10 protein-coding genes are annotated in these 18,304 nt (G+C 31.8%); all 10 read right to left on the bottom strand.

What is annotated here, in order from left to right:
- Window position 1: 1 nt before the first annotated feature.
- The 10 genes from OLM52_RS00900 to OLM52_RS00855 all read right to left on the bottom strand — a co-directional run bounded on the left by OLM52_RS00900 (window position 2) and on the right by OLM52_RS00855 (window position 18,239).
- On the bottom strand, window positions 2-934 hold the full coding sequence (locus OLM52_RS00900) for a glycosyl hydrolase family 17 protein (RefSeq protein WP_264549279.1): 933 nt from the start codon (window positions 932-934) through the stop codon (window positions 2-4).
- On the bottom strand, window positions 924-1,850 hold the full coding sequence (locus tag OLM52_RS00895) for a glycosyl hydrolase family 17 protein (protein WP_264549278.1): 927 nt from the start codon (window positions 1,848-1,850) through the stop codon (window positions 924-926). Before OLM52_RS00895 ends, OLM52_RS00900 begins: the two co-directional genes overlap by 11 nt.
- Window position 1,851: 1 nt before the next feature.
- Window positions 1,852-3,372, bottom strand: a complete 1,521-nt coding sequence (locus OLM52_RS00890) for an MFS transporter (RefSeq protein ID WP_264549277.1) — start codon at window positions 3,370-3,372, stop codon at window positions 1,852-1,854.
- A gap of 4 nt (window positions 3,373-3,376) precedes the next feature.
- Complete coding sequence (locus OLM52_RS00885; RefSeq protein ID WP_264549276.1) at window positions 3,377-4,867, bottom strand: glycoside hydrolase family 30 protein; 1,491 nt, start codon at window positions 4,865-4,867, stop codon at window positions 3,377-3,379.
- 4 nt (window positions 4,868-4,871) lie between these two features.
- Window positions 4,872-6,164, bottom strand: coding sequence for a glycosyl hydrolase family 17 protein (locus tag OLM52_RS00880; protein ID WP_264550506.1), 1,293 nt, complete (start codon window positions 6,162-6,164; stop codon window positions 4,872-4,874).
- A gap of 11 nt (window positions 6,165-6,175) precedes the next feature.
- Window positions 6,176-9,652, bottom strand: coding sequence for a hypothetical protein (locus OLM52_RS00875; protein ID WP_264549275.1), 3,477 nt, complete (start codon window positions 9,650-9,652; stop codon window positions 6,176-6,178).
- A 121-nt stretch (window positions 9,653-9,773) separates the two neighbouring features.
- The gene (locus tag OLM52_RS00870) at window positions 9,774-10,589 is read right to left on the bottom strand and encodes a glycoside hydrolase family 16 protein (RefSeq protein WP_264549274.1); all 816 of its coding nucleotides are present in this window, start codon (window positions 10,587-10,589) and stop codon (window positions 9,774-9,776) included.
- 36 nt (window positions 10,590-10,625) lie between these two features.
- The gene (locus OLM52_RS00865) at window positions 10,626-12,026 is read right to left on the bottom strand and encodes an Ig-like domain-containing protein (protein WP_264549273.1); all 1,401 of its coding nucleotides are present in this window, start codon (window positions 12,024-12,026) and stop codon (window positions 10,626-10,628) included.
- 16 nt (window positions 12,027-12,042) lie between these two features.
- Window positions 12,043-15,165 (bottom strand): glycoside hydrolase family 2 TIM barrel-domain containing protein, encoded by a 3,123-nt coding sequence (locus OLM52_RS00860; RefSeq protein ID WP_264549272.1) that lies wholly within the window; start codon window positions 15,163-15,165, stop codon window positions 12,043-12,045.
- A 266-nt stretch (window positions 15,166-15,431) separates the two neighbouring features.
- Complete coding sequence (locus OLM52_RS00855) at window positions 15,432-18,239, bottom strand: triple tyrosine motif-containing protein (RefSeq protein WP_264549271.1); 2,808 nt, start codon at window positions 18,237-18,239, stop codon at window positions 15,432-15,434.
- Window positions 18,240-18,304 lie beyond the last annotated feature (65 nt).

Here is an 18,304-nt window from a genome sequence, read left to right as displayed (position 1 = left end):
TTTAAACCATTAAATTTTCCATAACCAATTTTGGAGTGCGGTCAATTCTAAAAAGTCCCCAATGCTTTTCGGGTTCTAATGCATCATTTGAACCTTTCCATGATTCATCAAAAGCCTCAAAAACGTAAGTTAAAATCCCTTCCTTTTCTGACCAATTGACTAAATCGTTATAATATATGGCTTGATATTCTTCACTAACATTGTGAGATTCTATTCCTTTTCCGTTGGAATTGGTTGCCCAACCTGCTTCGGTAATAACAACAGGTTTGTTAGGGTACAAATTTGCTACAGCGGAATAATTTTCTCTTGTATAATCTAAAGCTTGATGAATATTTTTATATTCCCAAACCGGATAAGTGTGAATAGATATAAAATCAACCAATTCTGCCAAAGGTTTTAATTTTGTTAACCATGGCACATAATTTTCACAAAAAGTTACAGGTTGTTTCGCTTCTTTTTTAATTAACATCACATAAGCCATCACACTAGAAACTGGAACATAGTGATCTGTCCAATCTACACATGCTTCATTTCCTGCAGAAAGCAAACAAATAATATCCGAATATTGATTGGCTAACTCAATTAATCGTTTGATTTGATTGAGGTTTTTAATTTTATTGTGAGCCAATTCTGATTCTGAATAATTTGCACCTCCCCATGGACATCCAAAATTATTCATTTCGGCAACAATATAAGCACCCAACATTACTTGTAACGGTAATTTTTCTTGACGAATGACTTCTAAAACGGTTACTGCATGTGCATCACAATCATACAAACGAATGTGTTTCCATTGGGTTTGAAGGAGCAGTAAATCTTCTTTTATTTCATCATACGAAGGATAAATCCCTCCCGGTTGTTGTCCTTCTCTAAAACCCGAATAGCAAATTGCATTACCTGGAATGAGCTGAAGTGCTTCAAAATTATTTACCATATTTTAGCTTTTCGTTTTTATCCCAAATTCCCCAATGTGCACCAACTTCGCCTTCTGGCCCTACTTTCCATGATTCATCAAATGAAGAAAAATAGAAAATTTGGATATTTTCATCTTTGGACCAAAGTTGAGTATTGATAAAATACTTCATTGCATTTTCATCCGAAGGATGCGAATCTTTGAAACTTTCCCCATGACTTGGCCAACCCGTTTCTGTGATAATCACTTTTTTTCCATTGGCTACACTTTTTGCTTGATGATACATACTTTTCATGTGAGACAAAGCATATTCTTGATTTGTTCCTTCCCAATACGGATAACAATTGGTTAAAATAACATCACATGCTTCTGTAATTCTTGGCTTAATGGTAAACTCATAATAGGCATCTACATAACCTACGGGAATATGAAAAGGGATTTCGTTTTTTACTTTATGGATAAACTGAAGTAATTCATCTTCCGATAAGTCTTTTCGATACATTACTTCGTTTCCTACAGCGGCAATATCTACAAAACCCTCTTTTGCCAACTGAATTAGGGCTTCTATTTCTTTTTCGTTCTTTTCGGCGTCGTCTCCTAACCAAGCTCCTACGAGTGTTTTCATTCCTAACTCACGAGCAATTTTAGGAATAAATTCGTTTCCTTCAATGCAAGAAAACGAGCGAACCCATTTTGTATAAGGCGCCATGATTTCAAGCCTTCTTCGCACTTGCTCTTCAGAAATAGTATCACCAGGTTTTTGACCTTCTTCATACATACTAAAGCAAAGTCCGTGCATACCACTTTGCAAAACTTGTGAATATAAAAGTGTGATGTCTTCTGGAGATTTTGTTGAAAAATCAAGGCCATTTTTGAAATCAGCAGTTGCAGAATCAAAATTTTTGGAATACAGTATGTAGTCGGTTCTGAATGACATTTTACTTTACTTTTAAATTGTTATTTTTTTCAGCTCTTCTTTCCTTTAATTCCTTTTGTATTATTTTTACTCTATCTTCATTTAAGCTATATTTCCACATAATCCAAACAGCTATAAGTGCAGTTAATGAAGGTATAATAATGTCTGCAATTCTTAAGTCATTCATTGTTTCTAATGTTTGAGTGTCACTTCCAGCATCAAAACCAACAAGTGACAAAACCAAACCACCTAACGCTAACGCAATTGATTGACCAATTTTTACTGACCACCAGTATATTGCACCAAATGTACCTTCTCTTCTTGGTAAACCATTTTGAAGTTCATCTAAATCACACACATCCGCTGTCATACTCATCATTAAGGTGAACAATCCACCCAATCCAAATGCCATAAAAGGAATTGGAAGTAGCAATATAATTGGTATCTCTAAAGAAAATTTAACCACACCAACTTGAACAAAAACATCATTAAAAAGCACAGCGGTATTTTGATCAACTTCTACAAATCCCCACCATTTAAATATGTAACCTACTATTGAAATAAATGTAGAAATAATGAATGCATTACGCTTACCAAATTTGTTTGCCATCCAAGTTACTATAGGAATAACTATAAAAAATGTAGTTACCGCAATTAATATTGAGAAAACAGCTGGTACCGTTCCTGCTAATTCATAACTTCCTTTAAACATGTAAAAAACAATAATAAAAAAACTAAATGAACCAACCATTTGAAATCCATTGAACACTAAAAATGTTGCTCCACACAAACGCATAAACGGATTATTTTTAGTCATATTTTTCATCGTAATCCATAAAATTTTCATGTTTTTTGTCAAATCTTTGAATGTTAAATTGGCTTTACTATCTGCGTCAGAAACATCCATTTCTTTACAAAAAATAGCAGGCATAATTCCAAAAAACAAACACGTAAAACCTACATAAATTGATAATGTTCGAACACCGTCCGCTTGTGATTCAAACAAATCTTTGTTAGCAATTAATACCCAAAAAAGAGGAACTATCATCCAAGATATTTGTCCAACCATATTAGCAATTCCCATTAATCTTGTTCGTTCTTTAGTATCAGAACTCATTTCATATCCAAAACCGATTAGTGGTGTTGAAAAAATTGTATTGGCAAAAATGAATAGAATAGAAAATAATAAAAAATACCAGAAATTAAATGTTGTACCATTTTCTGCAAATAACTGCCATTGCACTGCAAATAATATAGCCGATAAAATTGCACCCACAAAAATGTAAGGTCTTCTTCTACCCCATCTTGAAGTAGTATTGTCTGAAATAAATCCCATTATAGGGTCGGTAAGTGCATCGAAAAATCGTGGAATAGCCGAAAGTAAACCTGCAATTGCTGGTTCAATTCCAAAAGCTGTAATTAAAAAAAATGAGAAAACTCCAAGTGCACCAGGCAATAAATTATTGACCAAATGTCCTGATCCAAAAGCAGCTTTTTGAACAATAGGAACTTTTGCTACGATATTTTCGTTATTTTTTACCATAATTTTATTTTTTTATAACAACTGTCTGCAATGCCTTTGCATCAATAGAAATGACTGTATTTTGATTATTAATTTGAATTTCGATGGTATATTTTGTTGTAGTTGGATTAAATATCACTAGAGCAATTGATTCATCTGGATTCTGAACTGCGGTTACTTTAAGGTCTTTATTATTGACATCACATCCAATTTTAATTGCTCCTGGTCGCATGAATTTGCTAAAATGTGCCATTACATAATACAATGGTGTAAAGTATACTTCGTCGTTTTCAGCGTCTACAATTACAGGTGCGACACACCAGTTTTTGAACCAATTTGGACCACCTTGTCGATCTAAAACCATATTCCAATCAACCCAACCATCAACTTGATTATTCAAACATCCGATAATATCTTCTGCATAACGATTAACAGGTGCATATTTTGGATGCAAATATTTGTCTTTCTCACTAGCCCAATCCCAACCCCAATCAGTAGCTTCTTTTTTCCAATACCAAGCATCATCTTGCCAGTGTGGAACTTCAGAATCTACACAAGCTTCAGTTTGAATTAAATATTTATTGGGTGCTTTATTGTGTGCATATTGTAAGGCTTCCGGAAAAACTTCATATGTGCTTTCGTACCAATGAATAGCGGTTCCTGCAAAATATTTTGATGTCTTCTCATCTTTGTACATGGCATCCACCCATTCTTGTAAACCTGCTCTATTTTGGTCGTAACCTAAAACTTTAATATCTTCCCAACCATCTCTTTCTAATTTTGGTCCCAAATGATTTTGAACAAATAAGGTCATTTCTTCTGGTGAAAAAAGTGTGCTTTCCCAGTTGTTTCCATTGCCATGAGGTTCATTTATTACTGTAACACCCCAAATATCAATCCCTTCTTTTTTGTAAGCTTCTAAATATTTTGAAAAATACAAGGCAAAAGTGTCGTTAAATTCAGGTAATAATTTTCCGCCTACATAACTTTTATTGTCTTTCATCCAAGGCGGGCATGACCAAGGCGAAGCAATAATGTTAAATCCCTCTTTAGAAATTGCTTTCGCATCTAAAATCATAGGAATAATATCTGCTTTATCGTCTTCAATTGTAAAATGTTCTAAGGCTAAATCATTTTCTACTTTAGCATAAGTATAATTCTTAAGTGAAAAATCACAAGAAGCTATAGTTGTTCGAGTTAGTGAATAATTTGCCCCATTTTCACTAAAATAAGCATTCAGGATTTTTTCACGATTTACTTTACTAATTTTAGTCAGTAAATGAGCTGAAGCTTCTGTAAAAGAACCACCAAAACCTGTTATCGTTTGAAATTTTTTCTCAGGATTAATGTTAATTAGAACCTTATTTTCTGTAGAAGAGAATTGATCTATCTTTTTCAATGCATTTCCGCTTTCAGAAGTTTCATATACCTCTAATTCGATAGCATTATTTATTCCTTTACAATTTATCATCGTTATCAGTAATAGGGTAAAAAGTATATATTTTGATTGTTTCATGATGTTACTTTTTAATTGGTGGTGCTAAAACCGTTTCCATCAGTTCTGTTTTATTTCCAGAAAACGTTTTAACTATTGCGTTTCCATCTCTTTTTAAAGAAGAAAATACATTGGCATCTACTTGATTCCATAAGGCAAATTTTGCTTTTCCATCTACGGTGAAAATTCCGAAATAATTTTCAGAACCGTTTTTATTTTGGCTGTCTTTCCAAGGTTCATCAAAGGCTTCAAAAAAGAAACAAGAAATACCCTCTTTAGCGGTCCAAGTTCTCATACTTTGATAATATAATGCTTGTTTGTATTCATCAGAAGCTTTTGAACCGTGAGCACCATAATGTCCATCAGAACTAGAAGCCCAACCTGTTTCCCCGATATGAATGGGTTTATTAGGACTTATCTTGTGCACATAGGCTGTTACATCCTGAAATTGTTTTTCGGCAAATTGTTGTGCTCTTAGCATTGCTGATTCCGCTTTTTGAATTTCATTCAAATGATTTTCTTTACTAGATGATTGCCAAAATTCAGGGTTATAATGCGAATTATGATACGGGTACGTATGCATCGAAACATAATCGACTGCTTTTATCAATTCTTCTAAATCTTTAGTGTGATAACTCGTATCTCCACCACCCCAAGAAGCAAAATCGTCTGAACTTGTAATCCAAACCTCTTTTGATAGTTTGTTTTGCTTTTTTAAATCTTGCAAATGATTCACCCATTTTAAAATGACACTTGGTTGCACATAATAACTGGTTGCCCATTTTACCATAGCTTCGTTACCCACTGCGATGATTTTTACAATTTTTGGATGTTTATTAGCTAATTCTACTGCTTTTTTAATTTCAATTGCGTTTCTTTCGCTTTCTTCAAAATGATTTGGTTCGAGATTTGTCCACGCATTTTTACAATCAATCCAAGCACCTAGCATAACATACATTTCAAAATTGGCATCTTCTTTTTTTAATTGTTCAATTGCTAATAAAACATTTGAGGCGTGTTTCAAATGGACATTATAGGTTCTAACAACTTTTATTTTTAAAGCAGAAAGAATTTTTAAATCTTCTTTTAATTGTTCGATTGTGGGTTGAATATCTCTTGTATTTTCTCGATAACCGCCATAGCAAATTGCTAAATAACTTGGATTTCCTAAAATATCTTTTGCCGTCACTTCTTTTGGTTTTGAATTTTTGGTTTGGCTCGTTAATTTGGTTTTACATGAAAATCCAAAACATAGGATTCCAATCAAAAAAAATATTTTTGATGCTTTTATGAATGCTATGCTTTTGACACTTTTCATCATTGATTCGATTATTTTAAATCGTGGTTTAAAACGTTTACAATAATTTGTTCAATTTTACCTGTTCGACCAAAAATTTGTTGGCTTGTCATTGTATCTAATGTTAACGAATCTATTTTTTTAGAAGTTCCATCAGTTGAAACAATTTCTATACATTGATTAGTTGCTATTTTGTATACCACCGGAATTTGACAAAAAGTAAAACAAAGCGAATTTGCTTCTAATGCTATCGATTGATGTTCAAAATAAACATTCACGTAATTAAATAATTTTGAAGTAGTTAAAAACTCTTGTTTTCGCAATAGACAAGGATTAAATTGTAGCGAACCGTTTTTGATGAAAACACCTAATTCGCCAAAACGACTTAAGATATCTTCTTTTACTTGTCCAGTCATTCCGGGTTGTTGCGCTCCTTTTCCGGCTGGTGTGTGCGAATAAGCATCAGTTGGAAATGCGCCGTATAAAGTTGGTGACTTATGAACACCAATTCCTTCATTTATTTCGTAATAATGTTCTAACAATCTTCCAATAACTTCTGGTGATTCGTTTTCTTCAATAGCTTTTAGGCAACATTCTTGCACCGCCAATTGTAGTTTTGAAACCATGTGCCAATAGATTGAACCTAGTCCTTCGTAACCATAAAAAGTTCCTGAACGACCTGTAAATGCTTTGTGATTAAAGATTTCTTCAAAAATTTCTAAAATCGTATTTTGTTCTTTTTCAACTAATGATTTGAAATCTGATTTTTGTTTTAACTGCTCTAAAGCGTTTTTTAAATCGTTTGCATTATGAAAATTTCCGTTGAAATGATAGTTTCCTAAGATGTCTTTTTCTACAATTTGTGTATTGTTTTGAGCAACTAGATTTTGTAATAATTCTGATTTAACAATGGCTTCTTTAGCAATAGTATTTTTATCGATGAATTTTGGTAATTCTTTATTTGGATACAACAAATAGCTGTATTGATCGTGTCTAAACAGTTTGCTTTTCTTTAAACTATCTAACACATTTAGATTTTCTTTTGAAGATAAATATCCCGAACTCAAAACGGCAACCTGACCTTCTAACATCTCACTTAAATAAGAAATCGAAATCTCAGCATTATTTTTAATGGTCATTAAATTGTATGCGTGATACAAATTATCTGAACGTTTGTTAGCGTTGATCGCATGTTCGATAAAATTCAAACTCACATTGGTAAAGTTTTTTAAACCTTGCATTGAATGTGTTCTTTTTTTACCCCAAAATCCACTATTGTATATTTGGTAACGGTATTCAGACGCTGCTTTTCCTAATCTATCTAATATATTTTTTCTTGAAACATCATCAATTTTTCCTGAAAGTAAATGTTCATTTTCCAATAAACACTCTCTTACTTCATGATAAAACTCAACCATTTCATTAGAAATTTTGATATTTTCTAATGTTGATTTATCAAGCATTTGCTGGAAAAACTTCAAAAATCTTCTCAAATAACACAACGTTACCATCGAAACACCGTTACCAACCAAAGCGTTGTTGGCATCGTTCCATTCTGGTCGTTGTGTGTTCATCCAAATACCAGCTTCTGGAATAAAATTGGACATTTTTGATAAAACAGTTGCCAATATTTTTTCGATGAAATTAACGTGGTAAATGCTTTTATCATTACTATGTAATAATGCACCATCAGCACCTATTTGCTGTTTTCTTTCATTGATTAATTTTTCCCAACTATGACTGTATTCAATTGTATCTTTTGGATTTTTTAGAATTTCTTCATACGGTTTAATGATGTAAGGAACAGCCGCATATACAAAACATTCCTCATCGAAGTAAGCATTTAATTTACCTGGAGCAAATTTTTCAATAAATTCTAAAAACTTCAGTAAATAGATAATTTGATGGTCGCCCCAATATCCAATATATGACCAAGGGTTGTCTGGTTCAATGGCTTCCCAATCAAATCCATCTTTTGTAACACGGTACGGATTGTAACCATCAAAAGTAGAAGCGTTTAGGAATTTATGAATCATACTATCAATAAATTCTGGAAAAGAATGCGCTAATGCTTCCCAATTTTGAAAAATATCACGCCAATTTCCCTCATAATCTAATATTTTTGAGCCATCAATTTCACTGTGTGTATTGATTGAAAATTTATTCCATGGACGACTTGGATCACCGTGTCTTCTACTGAATTTTAGTGGCAAATATTCAAAACATAAACGCTCAAAATCAGCATCATTTTGTTGTTTTGCAAACTCTTTTAACGATTGAAGCGAAAATACGTCTGGTAATTGATTGATTTTATGTCCTAATTTGTCAAAAACACTTTTGTTTGCTTTTTTACAATAAAGTGAAAAGTCGTTTTTTTCAATTTGGTAGTTGTTATCAAAAATTCCACCACGCATGATATTAAAAAGCGTGTTTGAAAAGTGTCTTGTATCTCTTAAATTATCTTCGGTCGCTTGAAGTGCATCAGAAGAAGCGTTGATTTCAATTAATTTTTTTGTTCCTAATTCAATATCCGCTTTGATGCGACTTTCAAGAGTACTATCATTAGAAATCGTTTCAATGATTTGAACAATATCTGCATGATTTTGATTTACGTTGGCTACAATCATCCAGTTTGTTTCTGAATTTGCATCCAAAGAAATTTCGTTATTGATAAAATAAGCCCCTTTTTCGCCTTTAATATCATCTTCTTGAAGAATTGAATTTCCTCTTCTAAAATTATTTACTTGTAAAGAAGACACTAAATAAGATGGATTTTCAAAACCTAAAGCATAAGCTACATTGGCTTTTAAAGCTTCACTTGGTTCGGCTTTATCAACAATTATGGCACTTAATGCAAAAATTCCTAAGCCGCTGTTTTGATGTAATTCACTTCTTTTATAGGCATCAACTAAATTACTTGTTGAAGCTTGCAAATCGCTGCTCACACCGTGTGGCATAATATTTTGTATTCCGTCTAAAATTGAAATTTGATAGTGATTATTCGAATGATTTTGCAGTATCGCTTTTTTTACAAAACCGAATTTATTACTCGAATTCCACTCATAACTAAAGGTTAGTTCTAAGTCATGATTTACCTCCTCAAAAATGATTTTATTACCGTAAAAATTTTTGTATAAATTTCGGCTTATATTGTATTTATCCGTAAAACGTTCTGAAAATGGTTCCCAAACTAAAGTTTGATTGTTGAATGAAACTTGAAAAATAGACTTACTTCCTGTTATATCTGCTGATTCGGTAATTTTATCATCTGTATAATACGGAAAAAGTGCGAATTCAGCATTTCTTCTTCCTGCAGAAAGTCCGCCATTACTAGAAATAAACATCCAATGATTTGAATCGGAAACGATGCTCATAAAAAATGGGCGCATTGCATCGTTATTATTTATTTTATAAAATTTTTCTCCATGAATGGTAACAATATCCATTGTAACCGATTTATCTTCAGTTTTAGATGCTATGTCAAAAAAAGTTGTAGTGCTTTTACTCATGATTTGGTTGCTTCAATTTTCATTTTTTATTCCATAACAAAATAAATACTAGGCTTTTTTTAAAAAAACCTAATATTTATATTGTTGAAATAGAATTATTCTTACTTATTAGTTACTTATGTTATTGATAGATTCTTACATAATCAACAAGCATTGTTTGTGGAAAAGTAGTATCTCCATTAGGTGAGCCTGGTAAATTTCCACCAACAGCAACATTCATGATAATATAAAATGGCTGGTCAAAAACCCATTCTCCGGGAACATCTTCAGGAGTAATTTGATTATACAATACATCGTCAATGTAGTAATTGATGTAATTTTCACCCCATTCGATTCCAAAAATGTGAAAACCTTTATCAAAACGATCATTTTGAAGTGTATAATTTTTAGTAATAGCATTTGCTCCAGAATAACCAGGACCATGAATTGTTCCAAAAGCGGTTGTAGGATTATTACCTAAATATTCCATAATATCAATTTCACCACACTCTGGCCAAATTACAGTATCTGAATTAGCACCCAACATCCAAAAAGCTGGCCATAAACCTTTGCCCCATGGAAGTTTCACTCTTGCTTCAATTCGTCCATATTTTTGTTCTACCTTTCCTTTGGTCAAAATTCTTGCAGATGTGTATCCAGAACCCATGTACAATTCTTGTTTTGCTGTAATTTTAAGCATTCCGTCTTCAACAACAATATTTTCTGGTCGGTCTGTGTAATATTGTAATTCGTTATTACCCCAACCATTGTTTCCCGTACCAATATTATAACTCCAGTATGCGCTATTTGGAGCTCCATCAACGTCAAATTCGTCTTGCATTACTAGATTTTTCATTGTAGTTACGGTTTGTTTTTCATCAGTTGAACATCCAGAAATAACAATTAATGAAAGCGCTAAAGATATACTTCTGATGCTATTTTTATTTTTTATAAACATGATTTACTTTTTTAAATAGTTAGAATTTACTTGTAATTAATTATAGAAGTAAATATTATCAACATATATGACAGAACCATCGCCACCTTCTAAAATAATTTGTGCCAAGTGAGATCTGCTCAATAAAAGTGGCATTGCAGAAAAAGGAATATCAATTGGAATCCAATTTTGAGAAACTAAAGTCGGAGCTGTAAAAGTTGTTGAATGTCTAGTATCATCTCCTCCGCCAAACGCGCCATCTGCACCAAAATCAACTACAATAACACGTAATTGTCTACCTGGAGCAATTGGTCCTGGTATGAATGCATCTAAATGAACGTGGGTCATACTATTTGCATTAATTGTAGGAGAACTAAATTCTATTCCTACGAAGTTAAAAATAGTATAATTCAAGATGTTATCATTTTGAACTGTAAAATCATTAGAAACAGTTGTTTGCCAAGGTTGCCAATATCCATTATAATAGTTTACTGGTACATTTGTGTAAGCATCTGAAAAGATAGATATTACATTCGCTTGATTTTTTGTAGGAGTTGGTGCATGAACAAATGTACCAACACAATTGATTGTAAGGCTACCTGTTGTTGGTGTTCCGTTAAAATCTGCAGTAATAACAGAAGTTCCTGTACTCAAAGAAGTTACTAAACCTGAAGAATCAACACTTGCAACGGATGTGTTTGAAGAAGAAAAATTCAAATAAGCAGGACTAATCGACACCGATTGATTTATACCATTTGGCATGTTAAAAGTAGCAATAACTCCTTCAACATTAGAATTAACGCCAACAAATGTAGTTTCAGATAGATTGTTTCCATTCAAAATAGAAGCTTGACCATGCGCAATAGTTCCTAATTTTTCATACATTACATTATCAATCCAAAAAGTATAACCTAAGCCATTTTCTGGACCTTCAGAATACCAAAACATACCTTTTTCTTGTACTAATTTAGATGCATCAGGAATAGGAATTATCACTTTAGACCAGTTTGTTCCTATCGGTACATTTTGCATAACAACATTATATTTATTTTCGCCAAAATCAGTTCCAAAACCTACTTCATTTAATGTAGCAGCTTGAGAACCTTTTACCCAAAAAGTTAAGGCATCATATTCGGTTAAATTTCTACCCGAACCGTCTATAAAAACACCTCCGGCATAAGCGCCAGCAGGATCACCTTCACTAGGTACATCAAATCGCATTGATGCTGTTCCTAGGTACTTTGTTTCAGTATCTACTGTGAATGCAGTATATTTTGAACCTCCAAAGGCTCCATAACCTAATCCAGCACTAAATGCATCAATAAAAACAGCTGGATTTTTTGAAAAAGTTGAAAGTGTTGCATCATCAGACAAATCTCTTTCACAGTTCACATTTATTAGCAATACTAAGGCTAATACAAATGTGTTTTTTAAGTAATTAATTTTCTTATTTTTCATTTTTCAATTTTTTAAATTATTTTCCAATGTTGATGTGTATATATGTTCTAATTTCCCATTCTGAGCCATTTCCAAAACCTACAGGACTCAAAATTGGTTCTGTATCAAATTCGGTAGCTGTTTGATTTGGTAAATATCTTGGTGAGTATTGGTCTAATGAACGCCAAATTCCCATAATTCCTAATTTTGTGTTTGGCAAAATAAACCAGTCAGGTTTACCAAGAGAAGTTGACAAATCTAGAGACATTTGTAAAGGATAAGTTAAGTTAAAATCACGGTGATAATCATATGGTCCCCAATCATTAAATTTAACTGCTGAAACTAGTTTTACTTTTTTATAAATTAATCTAACATCTGCACCTACTCTTTCAATTAATCTTGCATCGCTTCCATTTGCTTGTGCATTTCCAAAATAAACATTTGCTATAAATCCTAAATCGGGATTTAATTTAGAAACGATTCTTGTATTAGATTCCCACAAATCATGTGCTGGTGCCGATTTATCAAAAGCAAAAGAACTACGATCACTAAAAAATCCAATTGCAGCATCTTGTGTTGTTGGCAAATGACGGAAAACAAAGCCAGAGCTAATTGCAAATTTTGCATCTTCAGCCATATCATTATCCCATTCATACATCCAAGTTCCTGGTGTTGGGTCATAAGTTAATAATAATTCTCCACCAACAGTCTCTCTATTTGCTCTAACTACAAACGGATCATCTTGAATATTTCTTAATCTTCCTGGAGCTTGAACATCGTTTGGCATGGCTTCAAGTAAAGGTTTTTGCCACAAGAAATTAGGTGCAATTTGAAGATTACCAATACTGTATGTAAAACCAGCTAAGAAATTTGCTTGATTTCCACTTCCACTATCTTTTAATCTCCAGCCAGTAAATGTTTGTGTGTTATCGGCACCACCATTTGCAACTAATCCCATTACTGCTCCTTGTGCATACACATTAAATGCCCCTCCGGTGTAGGTAATTTTAGTTTTACCACCCCAATTGTCAGACCCTTTAACTTTATCATCATACACGGTGTAATTTCCAGAAGTACCTTCTGCATATTGGAATATTCTACCATTAAGAGGTTGTCCTCCCCAAATACCACCTAATTCAATACCAACTTTTCCGATAGTTGTTTTAAAATGTACGGTTGCTCTACGTGTTTTAGGAAGTGGAATTGCAATTGAAGTAAGTGCTGCAGAAGCCTTATCAATATCTTCATGATACACAGCTGTTGCATCAAATTTTCCTATTTTTTTACTATATTTCAATAAGAAAGCAGGGTTAGCTCCCCACCAAAGTTGTGGTCCAAAAGCAGCCTTTAATCCATTTAATTCTCTTTTACCATCAATTTCAAAACCCATAGTTTCTCCATTGTAAATATCTAAATTAGGACCATAATTTGCTTCAGGATACAACCCAAAGAAATCGCCTTCATATCCCCAATGGTAATGTCCGGTTCTGTAAAAACCTCTCAAATCAAAATATTTTTCATTCCAAGAATACGAAGCGTTATAAATTTGAACTCTATTGACATCGCTTAATTCAACTGTACCCGTTTCTGTATTAACGGTTTGAGTTCTTCCTCTATTTTCATAGAAAATTTCATTGATAGGATTTTCAGCTACACGACCTAAAATATTAACATTAACATTAGCTTTCATGTTTGGCGCTGGATTTGCTTCAACACCAATATAATAAGATTGCATGTGATCAAATCCTAATTTATTTGGATAAGCATTAGCCTCTGGATCTTCACTTTCAGGAGTTGTAATCAAACTACCACCAGTATTAAATGTAGTAAATTCAGCTCTCAGATTACTTAATTTTATTATCTCACTATCATTTCCACCCAACGCCGCTTTGTCTCCACGGGCTTTTAAAACAGCATCCATTATTTGAATGTTTTTAAAATATTGATTGATATTTTCTAAAGAAACTCCGCTTTCATATGGATTAAGTCTGTGAACATCTTTTAATGTATAGTATGCTGCACGAGGGTATAAATCATAAAAACCTCTTGCATTTGTAGGCCCTTTTGCACAAATACCAAACCACTCTTCATTCATGTTATTTTCACCTAATCTATAATCAAATTGGTACCCACCGTTTGACCAAGAGGCATTATTATCGTGAACACTTAAGTTTTTAGTTTGTCCATATTTCCACCATCCATCACTAAATTGAAAAGTAAATCCTCCTAAAGCATTTCCTGATTTACCTAAACCTGCAGCATTTTCATAAATTTCTTTCCAATTTTCTTTCAGGTAATGTGCTTGAGCGCTTTGATCTTCTTGATTATTTAAAGCATTAAAAGCGTCTGAACCAAATTCAGTAAATAAGACTGGTTTACCGTATTCTTTTTTTACTCTTTCAAACAAATCCCCAAAAGATTGTCCTCTATATACGTTAGTTCCAAAAATATCGACATCTTTACATTCTTCGGCTACTAAATCTAAAAACAATAAATCACCATTACAAATAGCTACTGGATGCGAATTATCAATTGATTTCATTGCTAAAGCAGCCTCATTGAATAATTTGTACATTGCACGGGCACGAACAGTTGATTTTCTATCTTTTACAGGAATATTTTCAGTTTCAGCACCATCCCAAAATAGACCGTAGTTATTTTCATTTCCTAACAAAAATAAAAGCAATCCTTTCGTGTCTTTATAATCTGAAGCCATTTGAGTAACTTCTTTTATTAAAAGCGATTTTGTCTTGGCGTTAGAATACTCTGTATTTGGTGTCCAAACACCATCTAAAGTTAAGCCATAACGTCCAAATGAATGATTTAACATGGTATAAATTCCATATCGATCATGAATGTACTCAATCCATTTTTTGGGCATTCCAGAATATACTCTAATTGTATTTACACCCATGTTTTTTAATAATCCCATCTCTTGGTCAAGAGCTTGTTGAATAAACATATCGGATTGGTTCCAAAGACTGTAAGAATAGTTGGTTCCAATTGGAAAATAATCCCAATTCATTCCGTTTACTATAAAGTCTTTACCATCCACTTTAAGTTTCATTTCCGAATTATTATTTTCAACAACTACTTTTTCGGTTTGAGAATAGGTAGTAAATGAATAACAAAAAATTAGTAAAAAAATAATTTTTTTCATTTGCTGTTTAGGATTTAAGTAATTAATAATTTTAAAAGTTTTTGATTTGTTAATGATTTCATAAAAATAATCAGTAATTATTACATATTTAATAAAATTAACCTCAACAAAAAATATACATAATAAAAATATCGCTAAAACCCTTAAAAAAAGCCAATAAACAATGCGTAGAAGAATATAAAAAACATTTTTATACAATCTACAATTTATAGTAAAAGTGGATTTGTTGAGGTAATGTATAGGTAAAAAATACTTGAAATATCGCTTTATATAGACAATAAATATTCTACAAGACCCATTTCATGCGGGAGATTCATTTTTTTTCGCAAACGATATCGTTTAATTTCTATACTACGAACAGATATATTAAGAAGTGGTGCAATTTCTTTAGAAGATAAATTCAAACGTAAATAGGCACACAGTCTTAAATCATTAGGAGTCAATGAAGGATGATTCTCTTTAACTTTCTTTAAGAAATTATTATCGGCACTATCAAATGCTTCTTTAAAAACATTCCAGGTGTTTTCTTCTTTCACATTTTTATTAATGGTTGAAATTACCGATTTAATACTTCTATTTGTTGTACTATCTGTTGAGTTTTTTAAATCACCTTTGATAATATTTAAAAGTTCTGTTTTCTTAATAAGATTCATAGTTGAAACTGCAAGTTCTTTGTTCTTTTTATCTACATCTTGCGTGAGCTGTTCATTCTTAATTTTCATTATTTGTTGCTCGTTTTCTAATTCCTTTAATTCCAATAAGATATTGTTTTCAGCGATAATTCGTTCATGTCTTTTTTCGTGATAAAGGGTATAGAATTTGTGAATATAATACCCTAAAACAACTAATAATATAAAATAAAACAATTTAGCCCAATTGTTAGCATACCATGGTTTATTGATTACAAAAGAATAAGTTGCAGTATTGTCGGTCAAAGAATTTGCTACCTTAGCTCTTACACTAAAAACATATTCACCAGCAGGTAAATTTTCGAAAACTACCTGAGAATTAAAAGACCAATCGCTCCAATGCTCATGAAGACCCTCTAATTTATATTGGTATTCGGCATTAATATACTTATCATATTCAGGAACAGTATAACTAAATGCGAGATTGTTTTGATTGTGTTTTAAAATTCCTTTATTTGAAATGGAAATATTGGTTGATTTTGAATTCACTACATTATTTGATATTCCAATCAAAGAAACTTTGTAATTGCTAAACTTAAAACCATTATTCTTTAAAACATAATATCCATCCGTTGTGCCTATTAGATAATTATCATCACTTAGTTGCAATATATTTTCGTATCCAGGCATAGAATTAGTTAAAGATGAAGGGATAGGCAAGCTATTTTTCTTTAATTCTGAAGATAATTTACCAGAAGAATAATAGTGAATATAGTTCTTAGTGAAAAACCATAATTTATTAGACTTATCAACAATCATTTTTCCAGTTACATATTCATCATTTTGGAAAATGGTGCTTAATGATTTATCTTTTTCAAAAGCCTTCGTTGTGTTATTCATTTTAAAAACACCTTCTTTTGATGCATAGTAAATTTGATTATTATATTTAGCTAGTGTTGCATTTTTGCTCTTAGTTGGATTATTAAATTTTATTATTTTTGAAGCATTTAAAAGTGAATTATCAATGGTAAATGTATACACACCTTTATATTCATGGCTTACATAGATATCCTTTTTGAGGATTTCAAAATGTTTTGATGAATAATTAAAGCCATTTATTTTATTTTTAAAAACCCAATTATTATTTTTCTTTTCTAATACAGATATCCCGTTATAATTACCTTGTAAAATATAATTACTTCCTTTAGAGAAAGGCTCAAATTTCCATGTTCCTGAAGCAGCAAAAATAAGGTTAGCATTTGTATCGTTAACGATAAAAGTTCCTGAGTCATGACCACAAAAAAGTGTATTTTGGTATGAAAATAAAGACCAAACTTGACCTTTCGTATTTTGAATAAATTCAAATTTTGATGAAGAATTTAAATCTTTAAAAAACAGTCCTTGATTTGTTCCTATATACAATTTATTGTTATGTGTAATCGAAGTGTAAATTGTTCCTAAAATCCCTGTGTTATCCAAATAGCTCTTTATTGGAGATTTAAGATTAATACAGTTAATTCCATTATCGAGACCAATCCATAAATTCTTATCTACATCTTCAAAAAGCGAAAGTGCAGTATTATTACTCAATCCAGAATTTTGAGTAATGTGGTAAATTAATTTACCTTCTTTAGATAAAATAAATATTCCATTTGAAATAGAACCAAGAGCAATGCTTTCATCTGAAAGTAATTGACTACTATAAATATTACTTTGCTGAATTTCTGAATCAATATTCGTAGGAAATTTACTCAAAACACCATTTTTATAGTTAAAAATTCCTTGTTTTTGAGTCACTAAAACTAAACCATCACTAGTATCAAAAATGTTAATCAATTTATTCTGATTAATAATTTCATTGCTTAAGAACAGTTTACTTTTACCTTGATCAATTTCATATAATCCCTTTGTAGTTTGAAAATAAATAGCATTAGCTGTTTGAAATGCCTTATTAATAGTACTGTTTGGGTTTATTATAGTAAAGGATTGATTTTTTGTGTTGTATGCATAAATTTTTTCTAATGACTGAAAAAGAATCCAATTATCAAAAGGAAAAATACCCCAAAATTGTTCGTCATCATTAATTTTATCCTTTATTGTATTGCTAAGTGAAGTATAATATAACTGACCGTTTATAGCACGTTGCCAATAGCCAAATTCCATGAAAGCACCCGTGTAAATTTTATCATTAATACATTTTACTGAACGAACAATTGCCTCATTTGGAGATGGATTCAGTATCCATTTTGCTCCATTAAACTCAAGTAAACCTTCATTATTTGCAAAATACATAAATCGATGACTGTCTTGAGAAATCATCCAATTCTGAATTCCAGCTCCATATATATCTTTAGAATACTTGACAATTGGAGGCAACTGTTGAGCCGAACAAAATAAAGAAAATAAAATTATGAAAAGTTTAATTTGAATTTTTAGAAATTGCATTTTCATTATAATTAGAAAATAAAGATATATAATATAAATATTATAAAAAAATGATTTAAAAAAAA

This window comes from Flavobacterium sp. N2820 (assembly GCF_025947285.1).
In the GTDB taxonomy this organism is placed as follows: domain Bacteria; phylum Bacteroidota; class Bacteroidia; order Flavobacteriales; family Flavobacteriaceae; genus Flavobacterium.
This window is presented reverse-complemented; position numbering and strand designations above follow the sequence as displayed.

Excerpts from the sequence above, each read along its gene's own strand:
- OLM52_RS00900 (WP_264549279.1), bottom strand. The coding sequence starts at position 934 with ATGGTAAATAATTTTGAAGCACTTCAGCTCATTCCAGGTAATGCAATT.
- OLM52_RS00895 (WP_264549278.1), bottom strand. The coding sequence starts at position 1,850 with ATGTCATTCAGAACCGACTACATACTGTATTCCAAAAATTTTGATTCT.
- OLM52_RS00890 (WP_264549277.1), bottom strand. The coding sequence starts at position 3,372 with ATGGTAAAAAATAACGAAAATATCGTAGCAAAAGTTCCTATTGTTCAA.
- OLM52_RS00885 (WP_264549276.1), bottom strand. The coding sequence starts at position 4,867 with ATGAAACAATCAAAATATATACTTTTTACCCTATTACTGATAACGATG.
- OLM52_RS00880 (WP_264550506.1), bottom strand. The coding sequence starts at position 6,164 with ATGAAAAGTGTCAAAAGCATAGCATTCATAAAAGCATCAAAAATATTT.
- OLM52_RS00875 (WP_264549275.1), bottom strand. The coding sequence starts at position 9,652 with ATGAGTAAAAGCACTACAACTTTTTTTGACATAGCATCTAAAACTGAA.
- OLM52_RS00870 (WP_264549274.1), bottom strand. The coding sequence starts at position 10,589 with ATGTTTATAAAAAATAAAAATAGCATCAGAAGTATATCTTTAGCGCTT.
- OLM52_RS00865 (WP_264549273.1), bottom strand. The coding sequence starts at position 12,026 with ATGAAAAATAAGAAAATTAATTACTTAAAAAACACATTTGTATTAGCC.
- OLM52_RS00860 (WP_264549272.1), bottom strand. The coding sequence starts at position 15,165 with ATGAAAAAAATTATTTTTTTACTAATTTTTTGTTATTCATTTACTACC.
- OLM52_RS00855 (WP_264549271.1), bottom strand. The coding sequence starts at position 18,239 with ATGCAATTTCTAAAAATTCAAATTAAACTTTTCATAATTTTATTTTCT.